Here is a 16549-nt window from a genome sequence, read left to right on the forward strand (position 1 = left end):
AAACAATGATATCGAATCATTGTTTTTTAGCGAGCTTATATCCCCATAAATAAATTTAGGGGCTTTACGCTCGCATTTGGTAAATAATAATCATATCCTTTAGCTAAATTCAAATTAAAACCTGTAAAACTAACCCAAGGAACACAAGAAACATTAAACACATTTTTTTCTAATAATAATTTAGAGCTTTTTATCTCTTGCTGTTGGTAATTTTTCATATCCAATAAATAATTTTGATAAAACACTTCAAAATCATCATCATATTTTGTCCACACTTGATAAAACTGTTCTTGCGCTTCTTCAAAGACTGTAAAAATAGGATTTATCTTATCATAATATCCTAATTCTCCATCTTTATTTAAATCCATGCGGAATTCTTTATATTTATTAACAAACTTACTCAAACCATATAAAATTACAGGAAAAATTTTTAGCTGTTTTATCTCTATTTTATTTTTTTAAACCTGTGATATCTAAATTGATTGTCATACTATAAGTGCAAGGAACATCTTTGCTATACAGCTCAAAAACTTTTTTTCTTTGCCATTTTTCTTTATCTATTTTTATAAAATCCATTTCAATATCACAACTCTTTATTATTTATTCTAGCTATTAAATTATTCATTTTCGCTTTTATCTGTTCAACGATTTTCAAAAATTCCTCATCAGATTTTCCTGTAGGGTCTTGTAGTCCCCAATCTTCACGATATTTACATTTAATCATAGGGCAAGCTACATTACAACCCATAGTTATAACAATATCAATCTCTGGTAATTCCTGCAATAATTTAGGTCTTTGCACCTTTGTTATATCACCATAACCTAAAGATTTCATAATACGAACTGCATCAGGATTTATTTGATTTTTTAACTGTGTTCCTGCAGAAAAAGCTTCAAATACATCTTTTCCCATTTCTTTAGCTATAGTTTCTGCCATTTGCGATCTACAAGAGTTATGCACACAAATAAATGCTACTTTTAACAAATTTTACACCTCTATCTTAAAATACAAAATTAAAAATATATCCTACAAAAATAATCCCTATACTTACAATACCTATAAATAAAAACAATAATTTTCTTTGCAATACTTGGCTGAGCATAATAAGTGATGGAAGTGATAAAGCTGTTATCGCCATCATCAATGCTAAAATCGTACCAGCTGGCACACCTACTAAATACAAAGCTTCAGCGATTGGCAAAGTTCCAAATATATCAGCATAAATAGGTACACCAATCACTGTAGCCAAAATAACGGCAAATGGATTGTTATCTCCTAAAATAGTTAAAATAAATTCTTGTGGTATCCAATTATGAATTAATGCACCTATTAATACACCCAATAATACATAAGGAAAAACTTTTCTCACAATAATTTTAGTATCATTTAAAGCATAATTTAATCTTTGTCTTTGATTAAAATATTCTGATTCAGAGTAAAAATCTCTAATTGCTCCATCATATTTTTTTAAATATCTTTCAGCGTGCATCATAGATAAAACTTTACCGCCAACAACAGCTAATATTACACCTACAACTGTATAAAAAATAGCAAATTCAGGTCCAAAAAATGACATCAACATAAGCATAGATGCTACATCTACCATAGGAGAAGATATCAAAAAAGAAAAAGTCATGCCCACAGGTAATCCCGCTCTAGTAAAACCTATAAAAATAGGCACACTTGAACAAGAACAAAATGGCGTTACTGTTCCAAGTAGTGCAGCAATTATATTTCCAGTAAAACCATCAAAATGTGTTAAAATTCGTTTTGTCTTTTCTGGTGGAAAATATGACTGAATATATGATATTAAATAAATTAAAGTTACTAATAAAATAGTTATCTTTATCGTATCATAAAAGAAAAAATGAGCACTTGACCACCAATTTGAATTTTGGTCTGCATGGAAATAATTTATTAATACACACCAAACTAAATCACTTAACCATTGCATTCCTAGTATTTGTTCAACAAAAAAATCAAACATTATCTCACCTCATATCAAATATTTTTGATATGTTTATTATATCAATTTTTTTTGATATGACAAGTCTATTTATTCATGTTGAAAAAATTTTATCGCCTTTTGACTAAATACTTCTGTCAATAAAGAACTATTAATACTATAAAAATTCCATTTTCCCTGCGGTTTTACTTTTATTAAATTCGCTTCTAACAATAATTTTAAATGATAAGATAATTTACTTTGAGCTATAGCAAATTTTTCCATTAATTTACAAACACAAATTTCCTCATGTTTTGCAATTTCTTGTAAAATCTTTAATCTCATTTCATCAGACAACGCTTTAAAAATTTTTACATAATCAATCTCTTTCATATTATTTATCTCACTTTCTTATTTTATTAAGAAAAATCTTTTATACTTTGTTATAATAACTATATCATATTTAAGGAGGGATTTTCTTGAAATATCTCATTGTCGGCACTGGAGGAACTGGAGCTTGCATCGGTGGTTTTTTAGCCCAAAATAATCATGATGTAACCTTTATCGCTCGTGGAAAACATCTTGAAGCCATCAACGAAAATGGCCTTACTATCAATTCTGATAGAATTGGTAAATTTAATTTAAAACCCGTAAAAGCAATGACTACAGAGCAATATCTTCAAACAAATGAAATACCTGATGTAATTTTTATCTCTGTCAAAGGATACGCTCTTGATGATATCATTCCTTTTTTAACTAAAATAAGCAAGGAAAAGACCATCATCATTCCTATACTAAATATTTATGGTACAGGTTATAAACTAGCACCTAAATTACCTCATACAAATGTAATTGAAGGATGTATTTATATCGTTGCCTATATTTCTGCACCTGGAGAAATATCTCAAAAGGGTAATATTTTCCGTATCGTCTTTGGCACACGTGGAAAAACTCCATTAAAAAATCAATTAGAACAAATTGCTCAAGATCTTAAAGATAGTAATATTTCTGTTGTCTTATCAGAAAATATCGCAGAAGATACCTTCCGCAAATTCGTTTTAATTTCCCCTTATGCCAGTTGTGGAGCTTATTTTGATATACCAGCAGGTATCATGCAAAAACAAGGAAAAGAACAAGATTTATTCATTGCCTTAACAAAAGATTGTATTAATCTAGCTAAAGCTTATAATATTAATCTTCCTGAAAATATCATTGACATAAACTTAAAAACATTAAATGCTATGACACCAGATACTACAGCTTCTATGCAAAAAGACTTACAAAAAGGCAGTCAATCAGAAATTGATGGACTCATTTTTGAAGTTGTTCGCATGGCAAAAGCCAAAAATATCGCTGTGTCAGCCTATGAATTAGTAGCTAAACATTTTGGTTTTATAGCCTAAAATATAATAAATTACAAAATATGAAAGTAAGGTTTTTTTATGATTGAAATTCTTGTATTATTTGTCGTCGGTATTGGCGTAGGTACATTTGGTACTTTAATAGGTATTGGTGGTGGTTTAATTATGATACCACTTTTTACTTTTGCACTCACACCTTCTATTTTTCATAGTGCTCCTGAAATCGTTGGTACTTCATTATTTGGTGTATTTCTAAATGCACTTTCAGGAACATATGCTTATGTAAAACAACATCGCGTTTATTTTAAAGCAGCCATTCCTTTTGCTATTGCTACACTTCCTGGAGCTATTTTAGGTAGCCTTGTTAGTGATTATTTCACAGGTCCTACTTTCAGTCTTAGTTATGGTATCTTTATCTTAATCATCTCTGCTATCATGTATTGGAATTCATCTAATAAAAAAGCTATTGCTACTAATTTTGATGAAACCTTATTTATAGCTCGCAAAAAACTCGGTATTATTTTAAGTATGTTTGTAGGTTTTATCTCTAGCATCTTTGGTATTGGTGGCGGTATCATTCATGTTCCTGTTATGATTTATGCCCTTGCTTTTCCACCACATATGGCAACTGCAACATCTCATTTTGTCTTAGCTGTTTCCTCTTTTATGGGTGTTACATCTCATATATTTTTAAATCATATCGTTTGGATACCTGCTCTTGCTGTTGGTTTTGGTGCTGTAATCGGTGCTCAAATCGGTGCTAGATTATCTAAGAAAACTAAACCTCGCAGTATCATTTTACTTCTTTGCATTTCTTTATTCTTATTAGGTATTCGCATGATTGTTGAAAGCAATCTCTTATTTTAAACAAAAAGCTTCTGTTCTCAACTCTAAAAAAGAACAGAAGCTTTTTATGTAAAAACCATGTATTTATAAATCTTTTGTGATAAAATATTCTTTGAATATATTTATAAAAAGGAGAATTATTTTGCGTTTACGAAGAAAACCTTGGATTGATGAAGCTATTTTAGATTTTAATGATTTTGTATATACTAAAGGACAAAGTCCTTCTGAAGAAATTAAAGGTCATTGGCATGAAGTATTTAACCGCCAGGCACCTCTTTATGTAGAACTTGGCACAGGAAAAGGAGATTTTATCAGTAAAACAGCAGCTCTTCATCCTGAAGTTAATTTTATCGGTATAGAACTTCAACAAGATGTTTTATACTATGCTGCTAAAAAAGTAAAAGAACTTGGCTTAACTAATGTTCGCTTAATGGTATTTAATATCGAACAAATTGAAAATATCTTTGCTGAAGATGAAGTTGACCGTTTTTATATCAATTTCTGCGACCCATGGCCAAAAGCTCGTCATACAAAAAGACGTTTAACTTATATAGGATTTTTGGAAAAATATCGCAAACTCTTAAAAGATAATGGGGAATTATTCTTTAAAACCGACAATAGACCTCTATTTGATTTTTCATTAGAACAATTTGAACTTGCTAATTTAAAAGTAAATGCACTTACTTTTGACCTTCATAATAGTGAATATCAAGCTAACAATATCATGACAGAATATGAACGTAAATTTAGCGGTTTCGGTGAAAAAATCAATCGCTGTGAGGTAACTTTTACTAAGCAGGATAAAAAATAATGTTGACTAAGCAAAAATTTTGGATAAATGATATGGAAGCTATCACCTGTATCATGTTTATCCTGATTGTCATTGGCACTATAAATATTTGTAGTGCCAGCTTAATAACTGCTTATACTAACTTTGAAAATCCCTATTTCTTTTTAATTCGTCATTTAATAAGTTTGTTAATTGGATTTGTCGCTTTTGCTTTAACTTCTAGATTTAATTATAAAAAATTAAAAAATAAATCATTACTGCTTACAGTCATAACGATTTTATCCTTAAGTGCTGTATTAATTATGGGTGTTACTGTAAATGGTTCTAAACGTTGGCTATCACTTGGATTTATGCAATTCCAACCTTCTGAAATCGCCAAAATTGTTACCATTATCATCAGCGCCTCTTATCTTGGTCAATGTATAGATAAAAAAATTCCTATAACGGTAAATCCACAAAAAAATATTATATTTCTTCTATGTCTAATAATTGCAGGTTTTGTTGAAGCTCAACCTGATATGGGAACTGCACTTATCATCATTGGTATTCCAACCATTATGTATTTTATTGCTGGTCTATCCAAAAAATGGATTGGTATAATCTGTGGTATTGGTTTTATCTTACTTACACTTTTAGCAACCTTCCAACCATATCGTTTAGACCGTATCAATAGTTGGTATGATCCTTGGTCTCGCTCTCAAGAAGACGGTTATCAAATAGTTCAATCCATCTTAGCTATTGGTTCGGGAGGATTTTCTGGCATGGGCTTAGGTCATGGATTTAGTAAATATTCTTATCTACCTGAATCTCATACAGACTTTGCCTTTGCTGTTTTTTGCCAAGAAATAGGATTTATGGGCGCTTTTATTGTCTTTTTACTTTTAATTGCGCTAGCTTTTTATTGTATAAAAATTGCTCTACGCACTAAAGATAATTTTGGCAAAATGCTTGTATGTGGCATTACTTTATTGATTGTAGGTCAAGCTACTGGCAATATGGCTATGGTTATCGGTATTGTTCCTGTAGTTGGTGTACCTTTACCGTTCATCAGCTATGGTGGTACTTCACTTATCTTAAATATGATTAGCATAGGCTTAGTTTTAAGCGTAGACCGACATAATCATATCATAAAAAAAAGTACTAAAAACGAAACGATAACTACTCCACCTATTAAATATTTAAGCAAGAAAAAACATCTCTATCGTTTAAAATAAAAAATAAATAATGGCAAAATAAAAGACGATTAACATATCTTCATGCTAATCGTCTTTTATCTAGTATACTGTGTATACATCAAACTACCTCACTATTTAATTTTTTTTTGCAAATCTTCCCTTAAGATAGAAGTCTTTGCTGTATTTATCAGTCAGCTAACGTGTGTAATATGCATTTAATTCCAAATACATCTTTTTACATTCTTTTATAATATTCTAACTAACTTAAAATACACCTAATACGTATTATACACTTTTTGAATTAATAATAAATTTTGTAACGTTACTATTTGTGCACACTTATAAATCAGTTTAGACTTTAACTAGCAATGCCTTACTATCTATAAAATCTAGTTTTTCTTTACAAACTTGCTTTCTTCAACAGCACGAGATATCTAAGTGCAACTTTCATTAAAGCCTTTTTGCAAATCCGCTATAACCCTCACTCCTTTCGAATGCATTCTATATAAATAATTTTTAGTTCCTCTGTACAATAATTTCTATTGCTCATTCTCCATAAACTATTTTTATATCATTACATTCAATTGTTTTAAGCACTATAGCTTTTCTTTCTGTCTTTATTATAGCACAGTCAATATTTTATTGCAATAATCAGATTATTTTTTTTATATATTTTTTTCTGTAAAAACAACATTTTAATAAAAAAAATATAAGTGCCTACTAAAAAATCTCATAGTAGACACTTATGAATTATCCTTTGCTTATTAACGTTGAAAAAAGTTATATAATTCTCTAACCATAATAAGTGAAGATGTAGCACCTGGGTCTTGATGACCAATACTTCTGATACCTAAATAGCTTGCACGACCTTTGCTTGCAGAAATAGTGCGTGTATAATCTGCACCTTCTTTTGCAGCTCTTGATGCTTCACCTAAACATTGGAATAATGTTAAATCTTTTTCTTTACCTTTTACAAAAGCTGTATGTACAGGAATTAAAACATCTAACATTGTTTTTTCACCCGGTTCTACACGACCACGTTTTTTAATAGCTTCGATAGCTTCACCTAAAACTTTAATTACAGAATCAACTGTAAAAGATGTATTTTCATCACAAGCTTTAGCTGCACGGTTGAAAGCTGCTGCATATAATGGACCAGCTGCACCGCCTACATTTTCAGAAAAAGCTGTACCTATAGCTTTGAAAACTTTTGCTGGATTTCCATCATCATTCATATTGTCAATTTCTTCTAAAGCAGCTTCAAAACCAATAGCCATATTATTGCCATGGTCGCCATCACCAATAGCTTTATCTAACATATTTAAATAATCTTTTTGGGCTATTATAGCTTTTGCTATATGTTCAACTGCATCTTTAATTCTTGTCATATACGATATTTCCTCCCAAAATTTTAATGAAAATTATAATATTATTTAATTAAATAACTTATAAATAGCCTAAATATACAGATTAATTTTAACATATAATCTGCTTACTGTGTATATGTATATCTAAAAAAATGATATCTATCAATATACCACTTTTATCTAATTATACAATACAAACTGTACAAAAATCACCTTTGTTGTATTTCTTTTGCTAAAATAATATAATAGTATATTATATTATTCTATTTTTTACAATATTTTAATATAACATTTTTTATAATCTATTTAAATAAAAGAGGTATCTATATGTTAAAGCCAAATGTTGGTCATATAAATTATTTAAATTGTCTTCCTTTAACTTATACACTCACTAAAAATCCTAGTGATAAATTCAATCTATTTAAAGATGTTCCTGCTAATTTAAATCAAGCAATCACGCAAGATAAATTGGATATCAGTCCTGTTTCATCTATCATTTATGCTCGCAATTTTGATAAATTAATGATTTTACCCGATATTAGCATTATGGCTGATGGCCCTGTACAAAGCATAATTTTAGTCAGCAAAAAACCTATTCATGAAATTACCACAGATAAGATTTTACTCACATCTCAATCGGCTACTTCACATTGTCTTTTGAAAATAATCATGAATAAACGTTATCACGCTACACCAGATTATTCTATTGCTAAAGTTTCACCTCAAAATCCTTTTTCTGATGAAAACGCTACCGCTTCTCTATTCATTGGTGATGATGCTCTCTTTTTAAAATATCATCAAGATAAGAATTTATATTATTACGATATCGGTCAACAATGGAAAGAATTCACTAATCTTTGCATGGTATATGCAGTATGGGTAGTACGCAAAGATTTTGCACAAGAAAATCCTCAAAAAACCTCTATTATTCAGCAATATATAAAAAATGGTTTTGCCAATGGTTTTACCAACCTTCATCAGGCTATAAAAGAAATCGCTACAGATAAGCCATTTTCTTTCACGCAATTAGATGAATATCTTCATATAATTCAATGGAAATTACAAGAAGAACAACTTAAAGCTTTATCTTTATTTTATCAATATGCTTTTGAATTAAATCTAATTGATGCACTTCCACAATTAAATATATTCAATCCAAATACTAAAAATTAAATACGTAAAAACAAAAATGGTGTTGATAAAATATCAACACCATTTTTTATATTAATTTTGGTCGGGGAACTTATTTAAGAATACCTAAACCGTAACCAATAATACCTACAGCGAATAAGCCAAAGATAATCCAAATTGCATTGACTTTTTTCTTCATGAGTTTCATGCATAAGAATGTAAGTAAAAGTGGTACGAGACCTGGCATTAATTGATCTAAGATAGATTGAACAGTAGTTGTAACTACACTACCATCTTGCATAGTTACTTCAGAAATAACTACTGGAATATTAACGGTTGTCCATTTATTTACCAGTGCCCCCATGACGAATAACCCTAAGATAGAAGCACCTTCTGTAATTTTTTGAAGAGTATTACCAGCTACGTCCTGAATAATATCAGTACCTTTAGTGTAGCCATATTTAATACCATACCAACGAATAAGTAAACGTACTACATTGAATAATACAAAGAATAAAATAGGACCAAGCAAGCTACCGCCCATAGCTAAAGAAGCACCAAGAGCTGCGCAGATAGGACGAAGAGTACCCCAGAAGATTGGGTCACCAACACCTGCAAGAGGTCCCATCATACCAACTTTAATACCGTTGATAACACCATCTTGAATGTCTTTACCATTAGCTTTTTGTTCTTCCATAGCTGCTACTACACCAATGATTGGAGCTGTAACGAATGGCTGTGTATTATAAAATTCTAGATGTCTTTTAATAGCTTGTTTTCTTTCTTCGCCTTCATATAGTTTTTTAATAATAGGAACCATACCAAAGCAGAAACCAAGTGCCTGCATACGTTCCATATTCCATGAACCTTGAAGGAAATTTGAACGAATAAAGGTCCAGAATAAATCATTTGAACTTAATTTTTTCATAATCTTCAACCTCCTCTTAGTCTAATTCATCATCAAGATCATCATCTACATCACTTTTTGCGCTGCCAGCGCTTGCTGCTGCTGGAGCTGCCACTTGATGATATTTAGGGCTAAGCTGAATGTAAACAATTGCACAAACAAGACCAATTACACCAAATGCAACTAAATTGAATTCAGTAAATGCTGCTGTAACAAAGCCGAGGAAGAAGAATGGCATTAAGTAACCAGCATTCATCATGTTAATAACCATTGCATAACCAACTACAACGATGAAGCCACCAGCAACTTGAAGACCACCTGTGATTACTGGAGGAATTGCATTTAATAAACCTTGAACAGCGTCTGTACCAATGTACATAGCTACAAGTAAAGATGGAACAGCTACACGTAAAGCTTGAAGTAATAATGCACCTAAATGGCAGATGTCAATACCTCTTAAATTACCTTCTTGAGCAAAACCATCTGCTTTATGTTGGAAAAATACTGTTATTGTACGGCAGATAATAGTTAATACCTGACCTGCTGCTGCAAGTGGCATAGCAATCGCAATACCTGCACCAATACTTTGATGACCAGCAATTACAAGAATTGTAGAAATAACAGAAGCAAGTGCTGCGTCAGGTGCCATAGCTGCACCGATATTCATCCAGCCAAGTGCAATCATTTCCAAAGTACCACCGATTATAATGCCTGTTGTCATATCACCTAAAATTGCACCAACTAATGTACATGCTATCAATGGACGATGTGTCTGAAATTCATCAAGAACACTGCCCATACCAGCTATTGCTGAAACGATAAAAATAGCTATAAGTTGTACTCCACTGAGTTCCATAAAAAAACCTCCATTCATAAGAGCAGATTAACAGCCATTGAAATTAATAGCTGTTAATCTTTTCATTTAATTATTTAATAATTTCCATTAAATTAACACGTTTATCTGTATCTACTTTTCTAAATTCGATTTCAATACCTTTTTCACTTAATTTTTTGAAGGATTCTACATCTTTATCATCTACAGAAACAGCATTTGTAATTTGGCGTTTACCTTCTTTAAAGCTCATACCACCAACGTTTACAGATTTAATATCTACGCCACCTTCAACCATGCGTAATACACTTGTAGGATTTGTGAAGAGCAATAAGCATTTATCATTTTCATATTTAGGGTTGTTGTATACGCGGATAGCTTTATCTACGCTAACAACACTGGATTTGATACCTGGAGGAGCTACTTGTTTTAAAAGTGTAGCACGAATAGTATCTGCTGCTACATCATCATCACATACAATAATACGTTCGCAACCAGTAACTTTTGCCCATACAGTTGCTACTTGTCCATGGATTAAACGGTCATCAATTCTAGCTAATACAATTTTCATTATAAATCGTCTCCTTCGTCATCTGTTTCGCTTTCTACTTGGCTTTTATGGAATTTTTGAGCTCCAGCTACACTAGCTTCTACAGCTTTTTCCATTGCATCTTGAACATTTGCATTTTCGCCATTGCATAAACGATAATTTATTACTTCTACAAGCATTGGTAAGCTAACGCCTGTTACAATACCGCATTTATCATTTTCCATAGCAACACGGCATGCAGCATTATAAGGGCTACCACCAAATAAATCATTTAAAATAATTACACCATTAGTAGTGTCCATTTCTTCCATGGCTTTATTATATTTAGCCATTAAATCTTCTGGACCTTCTCCTGGTACTAATGTTACTGTTGTTAAATTATCTGGCTGACCACAAATCATAGCACAAGTATTTACTAATTCTTCTGCTAAATGGCCATGTGTACCAACAATAATACCTAACATTTTAATTTCCCCTTTCAAAATTCTTCTTGTTATATATTATATGCAAATGGCGTGCCAACTTTTAGTGTCAAAATTTTTACTGTAACTATAAGGACTTTTTAAATGGTAATTATGCGTATTGTCTAAAAATTGACACTCTTCTTCCATTTACTAAACTGTGTCAATTAAAAATTGACACTAAAACAAAAAGTCTGTGTCATTTTTAATTTGACACAGACTTTTTTAGACACACTTTTTTTAAATCATGCTTACAATATAATACATTTCATCTTTTGTTAATTTTATTTGTAATGTTTCCTCAAATATTTTTGCAGCTTCTTCTACAACTTTTAATTTTTCTTTATCTATATTTTCTATATTTTTTTCATTAAATTTAAGCCCATTATTGATTACCATTCGCTCTAATGCACAGCCTATATGAATTATCAAGCGCAATTTCTGAGGATTGTCCCATGTTAATTTTAATTTTTCTTCTAAAATATTGATAAATTTAAGTAAAATATCAATTATTTTATTAGGATTTAAATATAACAACATTTCCTGCAATCCATCTTCACAAAAACGTTTCAAAACAATATTTGTTTCGTCTTTTTTTACAATATCTTTTGCTCCCACAATTTCACGCAAAATAATATCGCCTTGACCGCTGATGATTTGCTCAATTGGTATAAATGGAGCATCTATATGTGGATTTTTTATACCTACAACAGCAATAATCTGATATTTATGCCCTATTTCCGTTAAGCGTTTATGCATATCTACAATGCCTATAGGAATTACTTTTATATGGTTCATTGAAGCATCAATCAAGATATCAATCACTAAATTTTGTAATTTTTCCGCTGTTCCCTTACCTGTACTACAAATTGTTACTACAGCTTTTTGTTTATCATTTGTGTCATCAATTGATAGTGTGTTATGTTCATAACCATTAAAATTCTTCAAGGAATCATATATAGCACTTAAACTAATACCTGCAATATCTGCTTTTCTCATCGCTTCTAATACAAATGGCGTCGTAACCATGCCTAAAGTCCTAACTGGCACACCTAATCTTTCTTCTAATATAGGGCCAAAGCTACATAAAGAACCCATGTCTGCCAGCAATAGTACGCCTTCTTGGCAATTAATATTTTGTAATTGCTCAACAATCTGATTTAACATATCCTCAGGTCGACACTCTAAAGGCATATCAAAAGCTAATATCGGCGCTTTATTGGCACTAAATAATTTTCGTGCTACATTCACCATAGAACTTGCTGTATATTCACCATGCATAGCTACTGCTATTACTATCTTTTGTGATTTATCTTCTTGTTTTAAAGATTGCAATAACATAGCAAAATATTCTGTTTCCGATTTTGACACAGATACTTTATATTTTTCTTCAATCATCAACTTTATTTTTGTTGCTAATTTAAATTCTATAGAATTTGTGTCAATTGTACCTTCCAAAACATTATGCAAATCCTGCTTTCCTTTTATGCGATTGAATAATGAACTTAAATGCAAACCAAACGCATATAAAAAACGCTCTCTTGATACTAATTTTATATAACGCTCCACTAAAGATACTACTTGCTGTGCAAATTCCACCATATCTGCATCAATGATTTTCAATAATCTATCATAAACAGATAAAGAAATATCATCTTTTTGATTATAAAAAGTTTTTACATACGTATTTACGTCCGCTACTACAATTTGTTGAATTAATTCTTCCGCTATGCCTTCTCGCTTAAGCATATTAACCTTATTTTCTACCATTTGATATAAATTAAATGGCTCGTCTTCGCTTTCACGAGGCAATTTACTTTTGCTAGATGGTGTTACATACAATCCTTTTTCAATATAACGACTAATCAAAGCTATATCTTCACGCGTTTGACTCATCGGCAAAATTCCTGACTTTATATTTGCAGGCAACATTTGATAAGTTATCTCAATATGACCATCTGTCTTTATACCGTTTAAAAATGCTTGTGCACATAAAAGACGAATATTAGATTTTAATTGACCAACATTACCATTACCAATACTGCCAATAATCGCTTTTATCGCATCTGAAGAAACTTTTACTGGTCTTTTTATACTGCGTGATTCTTCTGTAAATAACACTGTCATTATTTCCAATTTTTCTTTTAACGAACGCTCTGCTAATGGTGGTATAGATATTATATTAGGAATACGTCTTTTAAAAGTCTTAGTCAATACTGAATCAGGATTTTCTGTAGTCGCTCCAATGATTAACACACTAGCTGTTCTTTCTCTTTTCGTTTCACCTAAACGATTGAAAGTCCCTGTATCCATAAAATAAAAAATCATTTCTTGCCCTTCTGGTGGCAATCTATGAATTTCATCTAAAAATAAAATACCTTCATTTGCTGATTCAATTAAACCTGGTACAGACTTATCTGCTCCAGTGAAAGCACCTTTAATATGCCCGAAAATATGTGAAATCAACAATTGAGGATTATTATAATAATCTGCACAGTTAAAAGTTACAAAAGGTGCATTTGTAGCAAAGCGACCAACTTCTTTACCATATTCAAACATCATATGTGCTAAGAGCGTTTTACCAACACCAGTTTGACCTACAATCAGTGTATGTAATCCATTTGGAGGATAAATCACTGCTGCTTTTGCTTGTTCTACTTGTGTTTTTAAACTATCTTCTGCACCAATTAAATCATTAAATGCAGATTTATCTATTTTATTTATTTTATTAACAGTTTTTATTTCTATTTTATCATTGATATTTTCATCATTTATTTTATATAAAACAGGTCTACCTGAAATCTTCATTATTTTACCCATTCTATATAATTTGTTTAACTCTCTACTGACATTACTGCGTAAAATTCCTAAATTATCTGCAATAGCAGTAGCTGTAAGAGCCTTCTCACCATCTTGACTTTTTGCTACCTCTTGTAAATATTCAAAAACCCTTTCAATACGTTTCATTGTCAATTACCTTTCTATTTCAAAAACTCATTTCCACACCTAGATTTCTTCAACAATGAAATCATCTCTTTTTACCATTTTTAGAAAAAACAGCAGGAAAAAACCTGCTGTTTTCTTTATTTTACTATATGTTTACCACCATAATATCGAGATGCCCAATACGTATTATCTAAATTATCTACACGAATACCTCTACTTGTTGATGCATGTATAAAATTCCCGTTACCTAAGTAAATACCACAATGAGAGGCTCCTGGTTCATACGTAGTAAAAAATACTAAATCTCCAGCTTCTAAATCATCTGGTTCGACAAGTTTTCCTAATTTATATTGTTCATCTGCCGTGCGAGGTATGCGAATTCCATGTTTAGCAAAAACATATTCCAAATAACCAGAGCAATCAAAACCTGCTGGTGTATCTCCGCCAAACACATACGGCACGCCAATATAATCCTTCGCTGTAGCTATAATACCTGGGACTTCTTTTTTAGATAAAAATTGTCTGCCATATGGCACTGAAGATAAATTATCTAAAATAATTTTTTCGTTAATAGATGACTGCGAATTGACTATAATATTTTGTTTTCCGCCTTTAATAGCCCACCATGTCTCACGATTTACAATGCCTGTAACTTTTATTTTATGATCTTTTTGAAACGCTTTTACTGCTTCTTGCGTCTCTTTATCATAATTACCGCTAACTTTACTTAAATCATAATTCATACGAATGAGGTTTTGCTGTAAAACTATTACATCATGTCCATGAGAATTTAATTTTAGTATTGGTGCTGCCTGTGCATTAGCATTTATAAAACAACAAATAATTGCCAAAATCAATACTTTATAACTTAATATACAATATCGTTTTGCCATCTCCACCTATTCCCACCGTCCCTTCACTTTTATTTATACAATAATTGATATTAAATAGCTTCATGCATATTCTGTAAGTTAACTTTTAAAGTTTCGTTCACATCAAAAGCTTTTAAAGCTTTTATTTGTTCTTCTACATTATTAGTATAAAGAATTTCTATATTATTTTTTAATAAGCGTTTTACTTGTGCCATAACTAAAGAGCTTGATTTATTATTAGATAAAATAATATAGTTTTTAGCAATATCGCCATGAATTAAATTAATTAAATCGCCAACAGCAGGGCCACTTACTTTATCTTGAGTGATTACTGCAATTGCACCTAATTGTTCTAAACTTTGAGCTGTTTTTTCATCATCAGCTACTGCTAAAATAGCGATATCCATAATAGTTTTATCTACATTTTTCAAATCATGTGGCATAGCCAAATTCTGAATTTTAATATCTTCGATTTGACCCCAATCTACAGCCTGACCAACTACTAAGCCTGGGCAATCTGTGTGTAAATACACAGTTATTCTATCATCTAATGATTTTACTACTATTACTTTACCTAATGGATTTAACATTTTTTCTAAATCACTGATACTAGCACGGCATTTTACTAAACTAAATGATACTGCATATGTATAAACAATATCGAATTTAGGATTTGGCACATCATGAGATTTTTTAAACCCAGAAGAAAATAATAATACTGGTGATACATAATTTCCATCCAAACCAGCTCTACAACCTTGTAAAAATACCATTAAAGCTTTTGCCCCTGCATCTACAAAGCCATTTTTCTTTTCAGCTTGACTTAATGCAATGCCACCTGCTTTGATAGCTTCTGTTAAAATTTCAGCAATTGGTAAATTTGCACGAACAGCATTATAAGCACCTTTTGCCACTGCTTTTGCTGTAATAATCAAAGGACGTTCTACTTCATCATTTACTGCACGTTGAGCATATAAAATACCATATTGGAAAGATTTTCCAAAAACAGAAGATGATGCATCATATTTTCCTGCTAAACCTTTAGCAATACCACGTAAAATTTGTGAAATCAATACACCTGCATTGCCATGAGCACCTAAAACTGCCGCACTGCCTACACGTTTAGATACTCCACCAATGCTATCTGCCTGTAAATCACGAAGAGACATCGCAGCTGCACCAATTGTACGTAAAATATGTGTACCTGCTTTTTCATCCATTAAAGAATCAGCATTTAAAGCATTGATATTTTCATATTCTAATAAAAAGGCACTGTAGGCACCTGCTATCATTCTTTTAAAATCGTTACCTGTTATTACTTCTCTATTTCCTGTCATAAAAACCACTCCAATATTCTACCTGAAT

The 16549-nt window shown here is 31.2% G+C and carries 18 protein-coding genes; 5 read left to right on the forward strand and 13 right to left on the reverse strand.

The genetic code is table 11. The features are described 5' to 3' along the window. Positions 1–35: 35 nt before the first annotated feature. From AC5LAX_RS11470 to AC5LAX_RS11490, 5 genes are all read right to left on the reverse strand, one after another. Entirely contained in the window at positions 36–404 is a 369-nt protein-coding gene (locus AC5LAX_RS11470; protein ID WP_288909490.1) for a CatA-like O-acetyltransferase, read from the reverse strand. Between the two features lie 46 nt (positions 405–450). After that, a complete protein-coding gene (locus tag AC5LAX_RS11475) occupies positions 451–576 on the reverse strand; it encodes a CatA-like O-acetyltransferase (protein WP_288909491.1) in 126 nt (41 codons plus the stop codon). Between the two features lie 7 nt (positions 577–583). Next, on the reverse strand, positions 584–985 hold the full coding sequence (locus AC5LAX_RS11480) for an arsenate reductase ArsC (protein WP_278489295.1): 402 nt from the start codon (positions 983–985) through the stop codon (positions 584–586). Positions 986–1001: 16 nt separating this feature from the next. Continuing rightward, positions 1002–1988, reverse strand: coding sequence for a permease (locus AC5LAX_RS11485; protein WP_288909492.1), 987 nt, complete (start codon positions 1986–1988; stop codon positions 1002–1004). A 69-nt stretch (positions 1989–2057) separates the two neighbouring features. Continuing rightward, on the reverse strand, positions 2058–2339 hold the full coding sequence (locus tag AC5LAX_RS11490) for an ArsR/SmtB family transcription factor (RefSeq protein WP_008538987.1): 282 nt from the start codon (positions 2337–2339) through the stop codon (positions 2058–2060). A gap of 86 nt (positions 2340–2425) precedes the next feature. On the opposite strand from AC5LAX_RS11490, the gene AC5LAX_RS11495 reads away from it, so the two are divergent. The 4 genes from AC5LAX_RS11495 (at position 2426) to AC5LAX_RS11510 (ending at position 6157) form a co-directional block, all read left to right on the forward strand. Continuing rightward, complete coding sequence (locus tag AC5LAX_RS11495) at positions 2426–3349, forward strand: ketopantoate reductase family protein (protein WP_288909493.1); 924 nt, start codon at positions 2426–2428, stop codon at positions 3347–3349. Between the two features lie 39 nt (positions 3350–3388). After that, a complete protein-coding gene (locus AC5LAX_RS11500) occupies positions 3389–4174 on the forward strand; it encodes a sulfite exporter TauE/SafE family protein (RefSeq protein WP_008538989.1) in 786 nt (261 codons plus the stop codon). A gap of 121 nt (positions 4175–4295) precedes the next feature. Continuing rightward, positions 4296–4964, forward strand: a complete 669-nt coding sequence (gene trmB, locus AC5LAX_RS11505) for a tRNA (guanosine(46)-N7)-methyltransferase TrmB (protein WP_288909494.1) — start codon at positions 4296–4298, stop codon at positions 4962–4964. Further along, positions 4964–6157, forward strand: a complete 1194-nt coding sequence (locus tag AC5LAX_RS11510; RefSeq protein WP_008538992.1) for an FtsW/RodA/SpoVE family cell cycle protein — start codon at positions 4964–4966, stop codon at positions 6155–6157. Before trmB ends, AC5LAX_RS11510 begins: the two co-directional genes overlap by 1 nt. A gap of 725 nt (positions 6158–6882) precedes the next feature. Here the strand turns inward: AC5LAX_RS11510 and dhaL are convergent. Next, positions 6883–7506, reverse strand: a complete 624-nt coding sequence (gene dhaL, locus AC5LAX_RS11515; RefSeq protein WP_008538994.1) for a dihydroxyacetone kinase subunit DhaL — start codon at positions 7504–7506, stop codon at positions 6883–6885. A gap of 306 nt (positions 7507–7812) precedes the next feature. On the opposite strand from dhaL, the gene AC5LAX_RS11520 reads away from it, so the two are divergent. Further along, positions 7813–8658, forward strand: coding sequence for a menaquinone biosynthesis protein (locus AC5LAX_RS11520; RefSeq protein WP_288909495.1), 846 nt, complete (start codon positions 7813–7815; stop codon positions 8656–8658). Between the two features lie 70 nt (positions 8659–8728). Here the strand turns inward: AC5LAX_RS11520 and manZ are convergent, their stop codons facing one another. The 7 genes from manZ to AC5LAX_RS11555 form a co-directional block, all read right to left on the reverse strand. Further along, complete coding sequence (manZ, locus tag AC5LAX_RS11525) at positions 8729–9544, reverse strand: PTS mannose transporter subunit IID (protein ID WP_018998590.1); 816 nt, start codon at positions 9542–9544, stop codon at positions 8729–8731. 16 nt (positions 9545–9560) lie between these two features. Then, positions 9561–10379 carry a PTS mannose/fructose/sorbose transporter subunit IIC gene (locus AC5LAX_RS11530; protein WP_018998591.1) on the reverse strand — a complete coding sequence of 273 codons (819 nt, stop codon included), beginning with the start codon at positions 10377–10379 and terminating at the stop codon, positions 9561–9563. A 70-nt stretch (positions 10380–10449) separates the two neighbouring features. Then, positions 10450–10926, reverse strand: a complete 477-nt coding sequence (locus AC5LAX_RS11535; protein ID WP_018998592.1) for a mannose/fructose/sorbose PTS transporter subunit IIB — start codon at positions 10924–10926, stop codon at positions 10450–10452. Continuing rightward, positions 10926–11369 (reverse strand): PTS sugar transporter subunit IIA, encoded by a 444-nt coding sequence (locus AC5LAX_RS11540; protein WP_008538999.1) that lies wholly within the window; start codon positions 11367–11369, stop codon positions 10926–10928. The genes AC5LAX_RS11535 and AC5LAX_RS11540 overlap by 1 nt, the downstream gene beginning before the upstream one ends. A 237-nt stretch (positions 11370–11606) precedes the next feature. Further along, positions 11607–14333 carry a sigma-54-dependent transcriptional regulator gene (locus AC5LAX_RS11545; RefSeq protein WP_288909496.1) on the reverse strand — a complete coding sequence of 909 codons (2727 nt, stop codon included), beginning with the start codon at positions 14331–14333 and terminating at the stop codon, positions 11607–11609. A 116-nt stretch (positions 14334–14449) separates the two neighbouring features. Continuing rightward, positions 14450–15205 carry a C40 family peptidase gene (locus AC5LAX_RS11550; protein ID WP_288909497.1) on the reverse strand — a complete coding sequence of 252 codons (756 nt, stop codon included), beginning with the start codon at positions 15203–15205 and terminating at the stop codon, positions 14450–14452. A gap of 50 nt (positions 15206–15255) precedes the next feature. Then, positions 15256–16521: a DAK2 domain-containing protein gene (locus tag AC5LAX_RS11555; protein WP_015563018.1), complete on the reverse strand. Its 1266-nt coding sequence runs from the start codon at positions 16519–16521 to the stop codon at positions 15256–15258. Between the last annotated feature and the right edge of the window lie 28 nt (positions 16522–16549).

It is taken from the genome of Megamonas sp. (assembly GCF_986095205.1).